12 protein-coding genes are annotated in these 13,489 nt (G+C 29.2%); 3 read left to right on the top strand and 9 right to left on the bottom strand.

The features are described from left to right. Positions 1–14: 14 nt before the first annotated feature. From polA to C7N44_RS00205, 9 genes are all read right to left on the bottom strand, one after another. Positions 15–2,666 (bottom strand): DNA polymerase I, encoded by a 2,652-nt coding sequence (polA, locus tag C7N44_RS00250; protein WP_105955920.1) that lies wholly within the window; start codon positions 2,664–2,666, stop codon positions 15–17. 113 nt (positions 2,667–2,779) lie between these two features. Continuing rightward, the gene (locus C7N44_RS00245; RefSeq protein WP_105955919.1) at positions 2,780–3,472 is read right to left on the bottom strand and encodes a Bax inhibitor-1/YccA family protein; all 693 of its coding nucleotides are present in this window, start codon (positions 3,470–3,472) and stop codon (positions 2,780–2,782) included. 75 nt (positions 3,473–3,547) lie between these two features. Continuing rightward, positions 3,548–4,879: a UDP-N-acetylmuramate--L-alanine ligase gene (murC, locus tag C7N44_RS00240; protein WP_105955918.1), complete on the bottom strand. Its 1,332-nt coding sequence runs from the start codon at positions 4,877–4,879 to the stop codon at positions 3,548–3,550. A 73-nt stretch (positions 4,880–4,952) separates the two neighbouring features. Then, positions 4,953–7,457, bottom strand: coding sequence for a DNA translocase FtsK (locus C7N44_RS00235; RefSeq protein ID WP_105955917.1), 2,505 nt, complete (start codon positions 7,455–7,457; stop codon positions 4,953–4,955). Positions 7,458–7,519: 62 nt separating this feature from the next. Continuing rightward, positions 7,520–8,161 (bottom strand): YtpR family tRNA-binding protein, encoded by a 642-nt coding sequence (ytpR, locus tag C7N44_RS00230; RefSeq protein WP_105955916.1) that lies wholly within the window; start codon positions 8,159–8,161, stop codon positions 7,520–7,522. 21 nt (positions 8,162–8,182) lie between these two features. Next, positions 8,183–8,503 (bottom strand): thioredoxin family protein, encoded by a 321-nt coding sequence (locus C7N44_RS00225; protein ID WP_105955915.1) that lies wholly within the window; start codon positions 8,501–8,503, stop codon positions 8,183–8,185. Between the two features lie 405 nt (positions 8,504–8,908). Further along, positions 8,909–9,562, bottom strand: coding sequence for a tRNA (guanosine(46)-N7)-methyltransferase TrmB (gene trmB / locus C7N44_RS00215; RefSeq protein WP_105955913.1), 654 nt, complete (start codon positions 9,560–9,562; stop codon positions 8,909–8,911). A gap of 126 nt (positions 9,563–9,688) precedes the next feature. Further along, positions 9,689–10,897 carry an ABC transporter permease gene (locus C7N44_RS00210; RefSeq protein ID WP_105955912.1) on the bottom strand — a complete coding sequence of 403 codons (1,209 nt, stop codon included), beginning with the start codon at positions 10,895–10,897 and terminating at the stop codon, positions 9,689–9,691. Continuing rightward, positions 10,890–11,627: an ABC transporter ATP-binding protein gene (locus C7N44_RS00205; protein ID WP_105955911.1), complete on the bottom strand. Its 738-nt coding sequence runs from the start codon at positions 11,625–11,627 to the stop codon at positions 10,890–10,892. Before C7N44_RS00205 ends, C7N44_RS00210 begins: the two co-directional genes overlap by 8 nt. 127 nt (positions 11,628–11,754) lie before the next feature. On the opposite strand from C7N44_RS00205, the gene C7N44_RS00200 reads away from it, so the two are divergent. From C7N44_RS00200 to C7N44_RS00190, 3 genes are all read left to right on the top strand, one after another. Beyond that, positions 11,755–12,183, top strand: coding sequence for an HIT family protein (locus C7N44_RS00200; protein ID WP_105955910.1), 429 nt, complete (start codon positions 11,755–11,757; stop codon positions 12,181–12,183). Positions 12,184–12,186: 3 nt separating this feature from the next. Beyond that, positions 12,187–12,495, top strand: a complete 309-nt coding sequence (locus C7N44_RS00195) for a hypothetical protein (RefSeq protein ID WP_105955909.1) — start codon at positions 12,187–12,189, stop codon at positions 12,493–12,495. 95 nt (positions 12,496–12,590) lie between these two features. Then, positions 12,591–13,478, top strand: coding sequence for a peptidylprolyl isomerase (locus C7N44_RS00190; RefSeq protein WP_105955908.1), 888 nt, complete (start codon positions 12,591–12,593; stop codon positions 13,476–13,478). The last annotated feature ends 11 nt before the right edge of the window (positions 13,479–13,489 follow it).

The following is a 13,489-nucleotide window of genomic DNA, read 5'->3' as shown; positions in this document are numbered from 1 at the left end:
AAAACCCCATTTCCTTATTTAATATTGTACCAATTACTACCGTAATGGCTCTTAACATTTAATGGTACTTGTAATTTAACTGCTGAATCCATTACTTTAGGTACTAATTTGCTTAAAGTAGCTATTTCTTCTTTAGGTGCTTCAAATATTAATTCATCATGAACTTGCAATAACATTTTTGCTTTTAAGTGATTGTTATTTAAAGCTTTTTCCATCTTAAGCATAGCGATTTTAATAATATCAGCAGCACTACCTTGAATTGGTGAATTCATGGCAGTTCTAGCGGCAAATGATCTTTGATGAAAATTTCTAGAATTAATGTCTGGCAAATACCTACGACGATTTAAAATTGTTTCAACATAACCTTTATCTTTTGCGGCTTTAACGGCATCATCCATATATTTTTTAACGTCTGGATATTCATTAAAATATTTCTCAATAAATTTTTTAGCATCTAAACGACTAATACCCGTATTTTTGGCTAATCCAAAATCAGAGATTCCATAAACAATTCCAAAATTAACTGCTTTGGCTTGCCTTCTAAGTTCTGGAGTAACTTCACTATTATCAGATAGGCCAAATATTCTTCTAGCAGTAGATGCATGAATATCATCATTGTGAACGAATTCATCTTGCATATTTTTATCATTTGAAATAGATGCTAAAACACGTAATTCAATCTGTGAATAATCAGATGAGAATATTTCCCAGTCTTTATGACTTGGAATAAAAGCTTGTCTAATTTTTCGTCCTTCTTCAGTCCTAACAGGAATATTTTGTAAATTAGGATCTACCGATGACAAACGCCCTGTTTGTGTTAAAGTCTGTAAATATCTAGTATGCACTTTATGATCATCATGATGTATATCTTTTAGTAATCCTTCAACATAAGTCGACAAGATTTTAGCTATTTGACGATAGTCTAATACAGCTTGAACAATTGGATAGTCTGGAGCAAGCTTTTCTAAAACATCAACCGCTGTAGAATAACCTGTTTTTGTTTTTTTCAGAATTGGCAAGTGCAATTTTTCAAATAAAATTTCACCAAGTTGTTTAGGTGATGCAATATTAAATTCAGTTCCAGCTTCATTATAAATTTTTTGCTGGATTTCATTTAACCTTTCTGTAAGCTTACTACTCATTTGTTTTAAGATATCACTGTCAACAACAATCCCCGCAATTTCCATTCTAGACAAAACAAATGTAAGTGGTAGTTCAACATCATTATATAAGTCTAATTGATCATTATCCTTTAAACCATTAAATAATTTATCTTTTAAAGAAGCAATAGCCCTTAATTTTCTTGAAAAATGTTCAAATAACTTATCTTTAGATGGAATTTTACGTTTAGCACCTTTACCATAAACATCATCATCAGATTGAACTTCAAAATAATCATGCTCATTAGCTACTTTTCCTAAATCATTACTATTATCATTAGTGTTAAGTAAATAAGATGCTAATAATAAATCAAATTTAACATTATGCAAATTAATATTTAATCTATTTAAGCCAACATAAGTTCTTTTAGCATCAAAGACATCTTTTTTTATTTTGTCACTTTCTAAGATATCCTTTAGCTCTGGTCTTTTTAGTAGATCAACATTATCCGATGCATAAATATTTTCATTAATTTTAATAGCAAAACCAATAAATGGATCAATATGATAATTTTCACCATCTATTCCTAGATAAAAAGTAACTTCCGAATTAACATGTTCAGGTAAAACTTTTAAAGTTTCATCATTAATTTCTAAATATTTGATTTGCTCCATAGATTTTGATTCATCAAAATCCATTTGACTAAGAAATTTCCTGAAATTCATTTCACGATAAAAACTGACTAGTTTATCACGATCATCACCTAAATAGTTCAAGTCATTTAATTTTATGTCAACAGGAGCATCACGGTCAATACGTGCTAATTTCTTATCCAAAAATGCTTCTTCTTTGTCATTAATTAAATGTTCCTTTAGTTTTTTACCACTTACATCATCTAAATGATTATACAAATTTTCTACACTACCAAATTGCTTAACCAATTTTAAAGAAGTCTTATCTCCAACACCCTGAACTCCAGGGTAATTATCGGAAGAATCACCCTTTAATGCCTTCCAATCAATAATTTGTGAAGGTGATATTCCCATGGATTCATTTACATAATCAGTATCATAATGAGTCACTCCTGATACTCCACGATTAGAAATAGAGACTGTCGTCTTGTCTGAACATAACTGTGTTAAATCATTATCACCAGTTACAACTGTAGTTTCAAATCCTGCTTCATCAGCTTTTTTAGATAAAGTACCAATTATGTCATCTGCTTCATAATTATCTAATTCATAGGACTTAATACCACGAGCGTCTAACATTTGTTTTACATATTTAAATTGTTCTAATAATTCTTCAGGAGTCTTATGTCTTCCAGATTTATAACCAGAATACATTTTTGTTCTAAAAGTAGTTTTTCCAGCATCAAATGCAACTAAAGCATGGGTAGGATTTACTTTATCAAGCATAATATCAAGCATATTATTAAAACCATAAATAGCACTTGTATGAATCCCCTTATTATTGGTAAAACGTTCAACTTGTTTGATTAAAGCATAAAAGGCTTTATAAGTTATACTATTACCATCTATCAATAATAATCTTTTATCAGCCATAAAATTCTCCTTTTATAATTTATATATTAACTAAATTTTAACACTTTCTTTAATATTATTAATTATATACAAAATAAAAAAGATGATGTTGTAAAAACACCATCTTTTTTATTCTAGTCCCTATCATTACCACTAAAGATACTTAAAAGTTGTAAGAAAAGATTAATAAAGTCTAAATATAATGTCATGGCACCATAAATGGCTAAACCATTTTCTGACATTTCTGAACCGTATTCATTGTAAGCTTCTTTAATTTTTTGACTGTCATAAGCAATTAAAACTGTGAAGATAATAACTGCAATAATTGAAATAACGAAACCAAATAATGGGATTCTCAAGAATGCATTAATAATACTTACAATAATCAATGCAATAAGTGCACCTAAAGCTTGTGTTCCAATTTTATCTAAGCTTTTCTTGGTAGTAACTCCTATTAATGCCATTACAACAAAATCCACAGTCGCAGTTAAAAAGGCTTGCGTAATAACGGTTGTACTATAAGCTATGAAAATGTACGAATATAGACCTCCCGTTAACACTGAAAATACCATAAATAGGATAAAACCCAGAGCAGAATTCTTCATTGCAATGGAAGAGGTCGCCATAGCAAGACCAAACCAAACAACAATTCCAATAATACTAGGAACAAGTCCTAAAGAAGCATGGTAAACAGAACCCATTAGATAAGAAACTATTCCTGAAATAAAGACCGATAAAGCCATCCATCCATATGTTTTTGTTAAAAATTTATTCATACCAAATGAATTATTTACCATACGACGGCCTGTTTGATCATAATTATTCATATATTAATCCTCCTTTATATAAAGCATAAGATTTATTTTATTTTAACAAACAAAGAACCCATAATACAAGTTCTTTTAATTTACATTATTTGTAACGTCATTTAACAATTCTTCATAAATTTTTTCATATTTTTGAATATCCCCAGCACCCATGAATACAACAACTGCATCATGATAATCTAATAGCGGAGACATATTTTCTGCTTTAATTAAGCTACCATTTTTAGTTATTTTGGCTTCTAAATCAGCACTGGATACTTTTCCAGCTTTTTCACGTGGTGAACTATAAATTTTAGTAATATAAACATCATCTGCTTTGTTTAAACTTTCTGCAAATTCATCTAAATAAGCAATAGTCCTACTAAAAGTATGTGGCTGAAAAACTGCAATAATTTTTTTGCTGGGATATTCTTGTCTGGCAGCATCTAAAGTAGCATTAATTTCTGATGGATGGTGAGCATAATCATCAATAATAGTCATATCGCCCACTTTTCTTTGAGCGAAACGACGTTTAACACCCTTAAATGTTTCTAGTTCTCTACGTATTTCATCTAAGTTATCATGTTCAAAGTATGAAACTGCAATAACCGCTAATGAATTTAAAACATTATGTTCTCCATATAAATGAATTTGGAAACGGCCTAATTTTTCACCATGATATTCAACATCGAATGATGATCCTGAAGTACTACGAGTGATATTAGTTGCTCTAAAATCATCATTTTCACCAGTACCATAATAATAAATTGGTACATTAGCAGTCAATTTTCTAAGATTAACATCGTCACCCCATGCAAAAATACCTTTTTTGGTTTGATTTGCAAAAGTCTGAAAAGCACTACGTACATCATCAATACCAGTATAGTAATCTGGATGATCGAAATCAATATTAGTCATAATGGCATAATCGGGTTTAGTAGCTAGAAAATGTCTTCTGTATTCATCAGCTTCGTATGCAAAGAATCTAGCATTAGGAACCCCTTTACCAGTTCCATCACCAATCAAATAATCAGTAGGAGCAATTCCTGATAAAACATGTGCTAACAAACCAGTTGTACTGGTCTTACCATGAGCACCACAAACACCAATACTGGTATGTCCTTCAATCATTTTACCTAAAAATTCATGATAACGATAAACTTCTAGACCCATTTCATGGGCTTTTTTTATTTCAGGATGATTATCATCGAATGAATTCCCTGCAATTACAACTAATCCTTCATGAATATTATTCTCATCAAATGGTAAAACTTTAATTCCCGCTTGTTCTAAACCTCTTTGAGTGAAAGTGTATTTTTCAATGTCTGAGCCTTGAACCGTACATCCTCTATCGCGAAGAATTCTGGCCATTGCGGACATACCCGTACCCTTAATTCCTACAAAATGATATGTCTTACTTGTATCCATAATCTAAACGCTCCTTTTTAATTGTCATTAATTCAATCATAGCAAACTTTTTTTAATATAGTATATAAAAAAACTAAATATTCAGTTTTTTATAATCTTTTTCTGTTAAATATACATCTCTTGGTTTAGATCCGTGTTGTCCAGAAACATAATTACTCTGTTCTAAACTGTCAATTAAACTAGCAGCACGATTGTAACCGATAGAAAATACTCTTTGTAATTTAGAAGTAGAAACATTATCTTCTTGAGAAATATATTTTAGTACCTGTGGCATCAAGTCATCTTCTTGTTCCACTTTATTTACTCTTTTTAATAAAGAATCAGGTTGGAAAGCATATTTAGGCTTACCTTGCTTTCTTACTTCATTAGTAATACTTTCAATCTCATCATCAGTAACAAAAGTTCCTTGTAGCCTAATTGCTTGACTGGAACCACTACCTAGATAAAGCATATCACCTTTACCAAGTAATCTTTCTGCTCCAGCAGTATCAATAATGGTTCTAGAATCAACTTGACTAGATACCATAAACGCAACACGAGTAGGAATATTATTTTTAATAGTACCTGTAATAATGTCAACACTTGGTCTTTGGGTAGCAACTAATAAATGAATTCCAGCAGCTCTTGCTTTTTGAGTAATTCTGACAATGTAATCTTGTACTTCACTAGATGCAACCATCATTAAATCAGCCAATTCATCAATAACAATTACAATATAAGGAATCTTTAGTCCGTAGTCTTCATGTTCTTCTGCCATCTTGTTAAATTGTTCAACATTTCTAGCACCTGCAGCAGCTAACTTTTCGTAACGTTCATCCATTTCTTTAACTGCCCATTTTAAAGCTGCTGAGGCCTGCTTAGGATCTGAAATAACTGGAGAAAGTAGGTGGGGCAAGTTGTCATAAGGTGCCATTTCTACAGCCTTAGGATCAATCAAAATCAATTTTAAGTCAGCTGGAGTTGCTTTATAAAGTAAAGAAATCAATAAACTATTTAGAAATACACTTTTACCAGAACCAGTAGCACCAGCAATCAATCCATGTGGCATTTTACGAATATCAGTAATTTGTGGTTTCCCCGTTAAATCAACACCTAAAGCTACAGTTAATGGGTCCTTACTATTTTTAAATTGTGGTGAATCTAACACTTCAGACAACATAACTGGTCTTGGATGTGGATTAGGGATTTCAATTCCTACTGTTGTCTTACCCGGAATTGGAGCTTCAATTCTAATATCTTTTGCAGCCAATGCCATTTTCAAATCATCATTTAAATTAGTTATTTTACTTACTTTAACGCCTAATTGTAATTTAATTTGAAATTGGGTAACGGTTGGCCCATTTGTCCAATCAACTACATTAGCATTTACATTAAACGCGCTAAGTGTATCATCTAGTTTTTGCGCTTGACTCTCAATCCAATCATCCAAACTATCATCATTTTCATTATTAGGTTCGGATAATAAATTCAAACTAGGAAATTGATATTTATGGTTTACTAATTTATTATCTTCACTATCATTTGAATCTTTATTTTCGTCATTATTATCATCCTTAAATAAAGATAAATCTTTCTGAGCATCATTCTCTGAATCTAATATTGATGATAATGAATGACCTAATCCAAATTCACCTTTTTCTTTAGGTTCAACAGAAACATCATGACTATTATCAGATTCAAGATGATCATCGCTTAAATCACTTGTCTTTTTATAATCTAGAGAATCAGCATTCTTTTCTGAGTCTTCATTTAATTTTGAATCTTGATCATTTGATGTTTTATTAGTATCTTCTTGAACATTTGCATCATTAGAATCATTTTCATAATATGTGTTATTATCAAACACTTCTGGGTTGTCTAAATCACTTACATCATCAGGCTTAGCAGCAACAAAATCTTTACCCTGAGTTTCTTTATTTCTAATATATTCAAAATCATTTGAATATAAGTCAACATACTTACTGTAAGGAGTAGTATTCTTTAAATCTTCAACAGGCTTAGCATCCACTTCTTTGGTGCTATCACCCGCATTATCATCTTGGATTATGTTATTTTCATTTTTTTGTAAAGCATTTTCTTCACTATCCAAAGAAATATTACTATCATCACTAGAAATTGGAAGTTCAGAATTGTCATTGGCTTGTTGTTCGTCCAAATTATTATCTTCTATATCTGAATCATCAACATTTTTGTTATCATCAGTTTCATCAAAAGAAGTTAAATTTTCATTTGAATCATAGTTGTCTAAATCAATTGAATCACTAAAATCGTCTGCAAAAACAATCAAATCATCATTTGACTGTTTCAATGCCCTTTTGATGTTTTGATAAGGATAAGAAAGTTTCAAACTGTAATAAGGAATATCGCTAGCTCTAGCCTTCTTAGCCGGTTGAAATGCAGCTGCCCTTTGAGCAATTGGATTATCATTATTATCCAAGACATCTGAGCGATTAAAATCCTTTTTACGGTCATAGTTATGCTTTTTATTTTCACTTATTTTATTTATATGTCTATTTTCCTGCTTCTTGTTTTTAATACGATATTTTCGATAAAAAGCAGGACCATCATAATGTTCCATATAACTATCATCCTCAAAATCATTATATTATATATGTATTAATAAAGAGAAATACTATCTCTTTATTTATCAAATAAATTAGAAGCCTTATTAAAGTCAAACTCAGTTCCTACTTCATAATTATCAGGTAAAATTAATGCTCCTGGTTTTTGTGGTGCATTAGGCAAGTGTAATTCACGACCAGAACAAATCATCCCATTACTGTCTTCGCCTTTTAATTTACCTGGCCAAATTATTAATCCGTCAGGCATCATAGCACCAACTTTAGCAACGACAACCTTAATATCTGCTTGCATATTTGGAGATCCACTTACAATTTGTAGAGTTTTGCCATTATTAACTGTAGTTTCAGTAATTTTTAAATGATCAGACTTTGGATGATCGCTAATTTTATTTACATATCCTACGACAAACTTAGGATCATTATCTAACTCAATGTTTGCTGATAAGCCTTGTTTTTTTAAAAATGAATTTAATAAATCAACATCATCGGAAGTTAAATTAATTTGTCCATTCATATTCGATAAATTAGGTAAAATACGACTAGCATTCAGAAAATTATATCCTAAAATTTTACCACTATCTTTATCAGACATAATCACTACATCATCTTTATATTCTACAGTTTGCTCACCTTTTGTTTCATCCAAAACTACAATCAAAATGTCACCAGTTTGTTTAGGGTTGTAACTTGCAATTAACATTAAATCTTACCTCTCAAATATTTAATTTAAAGAATCAATAAATTCTTCAACTTGTTTCTTAGTTTTTCTATCTTTGTTTACAAAACGACCAATTTCTTCGCCATTATTAAAAGCAACAAAACTGGGAATTCCCATAATACCCAAATCAGCTGCTAAATCAATATTTTCGTCACGATCAACTGCTAAGAAATTATAATCTTTATATTCTGCTTCAATTTCTGGCATAGCAGGTTTAATAAATGAACAGTCTGGGCACCAGTCAGCTGAAAAGAATAAAATATACTTACCCTTTTCAATTTTCTTTTTTAAATCTTGTAAATCCATTTTTGCTAATTGTTCCATAAATATTCACTCCTCATATATTATAATATTGTTATATTATAACTTATAAAATAGATATTGTTGAAAACTTTGATTATAATATTAATTATTATATCATTTAAATTTGGAGGTAATTACTATTAAGCATTATAAAACTTTCTACACTGGAGTTGTTTTAGGGTGTATAACTACCATAGTTTATGCATTCAACAAAAGTAAAAAATATGATAAAGAACAACTTATTAAAGCCAAAGTCAATAACGCAAAAATGACTTTTAATAAAAGTGAAGTTTATGGGCATTGGATTATGAAAAAAAATCGTCAATGGATTGGTGCTATTAATATCAAAAAAGATAATAAAATAATTGAACATCCCTTTATAATAAATAATAAGTATCAATTATTTTGGCAAGAAGACTAATTAAATTAGTCTTCTTTATTTTCATTAAAATAAGCCACTACTTTATAAATTGGGCCTTTTGCGCTGAACTTATGTTCATATTCTGTTTCGATATTATCTTCCATATACTTACTGTTGTGTAAGTCCAAAGATAAAAGATCAAAATACATCCCATAGTTGTTAAATGTAACCAATGAATATTCAAAAAGGCCACGATTATCTGTTTTAAAAATAATTGGGGCATTTTTATTAAGCACCTTTTTATAACTATCCAAAAATTTAGGTGATGTTAAGCGTCGTTTGGCATGTCTTTTTTTAGGCCATGGATCTGAAAAGTTTAAGTAAATGGTATCAATCTCATGTTCATCAAAGAAAGTGTCAATTCCAGCACCATCTGTATGCACCATTTGTAAATTTGGAAGCTCTGATGCAACAACCTTCTTTAACGCAATTGCAATTACAGTTTCTTGAATTTCAATTCCTAAGAAATTAATTTTTGGATACTTTTTAGCCATTTCAACAATGAATTGACCTTTTCCAGTTCCAATTTCCACATGAATTGGCTGATCTTTTTCAAAACGACTAGACCATCTGCCTTTCCATTGCTCTGGATTATCAACAATGTATTCTGAATGGTCTTTAATAAAATCTTTTGCCCAAGGTTTATTTCTTACTCTCAAAAATTTATCCTCCTTATAAAAAATGGTCAAAACAATTTGTCTTGACCATTTAAAACGCCAAATTAATTATCGATAAAACACTATCTATCATTCTAATGTTTACTATATCGTTGAGTCAAGATAGTGTTAGCTTTTTAATTCAGCCTTTTTAATTTTTTTATTAATATATACGTGAGTTAATAAGAAGAGTTCAACAAAATCAATCAGTAATAATATTAAAGTTGTATAAATATCATTACTAAATATTGACACAATAAAAAATAAAAATATTGTTATATACATTAGCTTATTAATAATATTGACAAAACTACTTAACTTATTTTTATTACTAATAGGATAAATATAAGTAAATACATTTTCATCAAAGTTAAAATAATAAGGAATCATTTGAAATACTATAAGATATATGAATAACATACTTAATAGTATTACAAGATATTTATTATTAATAAACAGGATTAACAATGATCCAATCAAAGACAATCTAGTATATAAGCCACTGATTTCTTTGTCTCTAAACATTCCTCTTATAAAAAGATATGCAAAAACGTTATCATTTCTAAATAATCTTAATAAAGAATCTAAATACTTGCGACGTTTAACTTTTCCACCCAGCATTGGAACATCTGTAAACATATTAAAGAATTGATATATACGATGCATCCTGCTGTTTTCATTATTGATTACTTTATTCCAATGAACTGATAAATTGGTACACTTTTTCATTGCAAGAATAGTATATCCAAGAACTATTAAAGAGAAAACAACTGACAAAACATCAGAAGCCCATATAAAAATAGAAAGACTAATAATTGGAAAAATAATCTTAAAGACTAAATTTCTTTTATTACTAAAATTACTATAAATATCTATAAATGATGTACCCAAAATTATATATTTATTAATTAGTAAAGATATTAACAATAATATAATATAGCTTCGATTAAAGTTTAAAAATGTTTTAGATATTAATGGAATAAGTATCAACCATACAAATACTTGAATAATAGAAGCCATTACATAGCTATATTTCATTGCTGACTTAAAATAATTATAAAAGGATTTTTCCTGTGGTAGTAAAAAAACATAGTCTGCTTTTTTTACAAAATTAGCTAAGCTACCTAACTGTAAAGATATAAATAATATTATTAATACTAACGGTTGGATCCACCATGTACCAGCTGATAAATTCTTTATCGCAATTGAATATTCATATAATAGTCCACCAAAGATAAACATTAGAGCAATTACAAAGAAATCATTAAATACATATTTTAAATATTTAGTCATTTCAATTAAATGGGCATTGAAACGATGCTTAAATAAATTATTCATTATTTGATTCCTCAGCTAATTTTAAATATATGTCATTTAAAGAACTATTTTCATTACCATATTTATCTTTTAGTGCACTTAAATTACCCTCTGTTCTAACTTGCCCATTATGAATTAAAACAAACCGATCACAAAAACGTTGCGCCGTATCCAAAACATGAGTAGACATCAAAATACTACTACCTTGTTTTTTTTGATTATTAATCAATTTCAATAAATCATTAACAGCTAATGGATCCAAGCCTAAAAATGGTTCATCAATAATAAATAATCTAGCGTTAGTGATAAAAGCACAAACAATCATAACTTTTTGACGCATTCCCTTTGAAAAATTAATTGGAAACCAGTCAAGTTTATTATCAAGTCTAAACATTTTCAGTAATTCTTTAGCTCTTTGCCAAGCAGAGTTTTCATTCAATTGATATGCCATAATAGTAGTTTCAATGTGCTCTTTTAAAGTTAACTCTTTATATAAAATTGGTGTTTCAGGAATATAAGCAATTTGATTTTTATATTTATTAACATCATCAGTAATTGAAGTTCCATTGATTTTAATCTCTCCAGAAAAGGGAGTTAAAGTGCCAATAATATGATTAATGGTCGTAGATTTACCGGCACCATTGAGTCCAATCAGCCCTACTAATTCACCATCTTTTATATCAAAAGAAATATCTTTAAGAACTGGAATTTGTGAGTATCCACCTACTAGGTGTGAAACATCTAATGCCATAAAATATCACCCCTTAAAAACTTATTATTAATTTAATTATATCATAATTTTAGTTAAGATATTTTAAGGTTATTTTATGTTATCATTGTTATAGTACGGTAAATTAGTAACGGAAGGAGATCTTAATATGAATGACTGTATTTTTTGTAAAATAGTTAATAATGAAATTCCTAATTATACTGTTTATGAAGATGATATAGTAAAAGCATTTTTAGATATTTCACAAACAACTCCTGGTCATACCCTAGTTGTTCCTAAAAAGCACGTTTCAGACATTTATGAATATGATGATAAAATGGCTGAACAAGTTTTTGCTAGAGTTCCTAAGATTGCTAGAGCTATTAAAAATTCTGCTCCAGATATAAAGGGAATGAACATTATTAATAATAATGGAAAAATTGCTTCACAATCAGTATTTCATTCCCATTTCCATCTGATTCCAAGATATAGTGAAGATGATGGTTTTGAATTAAAGTTTACTGATAACTCTAATCGATACAATGAAGAAACGTTGACCCGAATTCAAAATAACATTTCAAAAAATTTGGAGGGTTAATAAATGAAAAATATTTTAAAAATATTAGGTGTTTCTGCTGCTGGTTTAGCTACATACATGTATGTTAACAAGAAAAATCCAAGCATTTTCTTTAAAAACCTGTCAACAGATGCAAAAGAATCATTTGAAAGATCGCAAAAAGTAAATGATTCTAGAAAATCATTACAACAAAATATTCAAAAATTACAAAAGGAACTTAAAAAATCTACCCCAGTTATTGAACAATTACAAAAAGATATTAGTGATTTTCAATTTAAAATAAATCCTAGGATAGATATGATTAAGGATAGAATAAATCATTTACAAAAATAATTTATAAAAGTATTTCATACTATTAAAATCATATACGCTGGTATGTTATAGTTGAAAATGGTTATTCAAATTTTAGAAATGGATGTGTTAAATTTATGAATAAAAAATGGTTAGTCGGTATGGCTGCTGCATTAATGAGTGTTTCATTAGTCGCTTGTGGTAGTAAGACTGTTGCTGTTACCAATGGTGGTAAGATCACACAAAGTGAATACTATAGTAGTATGAAAAATACTTCTAATGGTAAAACAGTTTTACAACAAATGATTTTAGATAAGGTACTAAATAAGCAATATGGTGATAAGGTTTCATCAAAAGATGTTAATGCTCAATTTAACCAAACTAAGAGCCAATATGGTTCACAATTCGATACGTTATTACAACAACAAGGTATGACTGAACAATCATACAAAGACACTATTAAATCAGGTCTATTATTACAAGCAGCATTAAAAGATAACATTAGTTATTCAAAGAAAGATCTTGAAAACCAATTCAAGAAATTTGAACCTAAGGTTACAGTTAACGAAATCTTAGTTTCAAATAAAGACACTGCTAACAAAGTTATTGAACAACTTAATGATAAGAAAGGCAAAAACTTTGCTGAGTTAGCTAAGAAGTATTCCAAAGATTCTTCAAACAAGAATAATGGTGGTAAATTAGCTGCATTTGATAATAAAAACACTAGTCTTGATTCATCATTCGTTAAGGCTGCATACAAATTATCTAATGGTGAATACACTAAAGAACCTGTAAAAACCAAGGCCGGATACCAAATTATTCAAATGGTTAACCATCCCAAGAAAGGTTCATCATACAAAGACTATACTTCAGAACTAAAAGAACAAATTGCTGAAAGTAAGCTAAAGGACCCTACTCTTCAAAAGAATGTTGTTTCTAAAATTCTTAAGAATGGTGGAGTAGAAATTAAAGATAAAGATTTACAAAATATCTTATCTTCATTCTTAAGCAATTCAAATAGTTAATTATTTAAATA

The organism is Apilactobacillus quenuiae, from assembly GCF_002994005.1.
GTDB lineage: Bacteria > Bacillota > Bacilli > Lactobacillales > Lactobacillaceae > Apilactobacillus > Apilactobacillus quenuiae.
The sequence above is the reverse complement of the archived record's forward strand: the minus strand, read 5'-3'. Positions and strand labels throughout refer to the sequence as shown.

Coding starts and splice junctions, on each gene's coding strand:
- polA (WP_105955920.1), bottom strand. CDS start 2,666: ATGGCTGATAAAAGATTATTATTGATAGATGGTAATAGTATAACTTAT.
- C7N44_RS00245 (WP_105955919.1), bottom strand. CDS start 3,472: ATGAATAATTATGATCAAACAGGCCGTCGTATGGTAAATAATTCATTT.
- murC (WP_105955918.1), bottom strand. CDS start 4,879: ATGGATACAAGTAAGACATATCATTTTGTAGGAATTAAGGGTACGGGT.
- C7N44_RS00235 (WP_105955917.1), bottom strand. CDS start 7,457: ATGGAACATTATGATGGTCCTGCTTTTTATCGAAAATATCGTATTAAA.
- ytpR (WP_105955916.1), bottom strand. CDS start 8,161: ATGTTAATTGCAAGTTACAACCCTAAACAAACTGGTGACATTTTGATT.
- C7N44_RS00225 (WP_105955915.1), bottom strand. CDS start 8,503: ATGGAACAATTAGCAAAAATGGATTTACAAGATTTAAAAAAGAAAATT.
- C7N44_RS00210 (WP_105955912.1), bottom strand. CDS start 10,897: ATGAATAATTTATTTAAGCATCGTTTCAATGCCCATTTAATTGAAATG.
- C7N44_RS00205 (WP_105955911.1), bottom strand. CDS start 11,627: ATGGCATTAGATGTTTCACACCTAGTAGGTGGATACTCACAAATTCCA.
- C7N44_RS00200 (WP_105955910.1), top strand. CDS start 11,755: ATGAATGACTGTATTTTTTGTAAAATAGTTAATAATGAAATTCCTAAT.
- C7N44_RS00195 (WP_105955909.1), top strand. CDS start 12,187: ATGAAAAATATTTTAAAAATATTAGGTGTTTCTGCTGCTGGTTTAGCT.
- C7N44_RS00190 (WP_105955908.1), top strand. CDS start 12,591: ATGAATAAAAAATGGTTAGTCGGTATGGCTGCTGCATTAATGAGTGTT.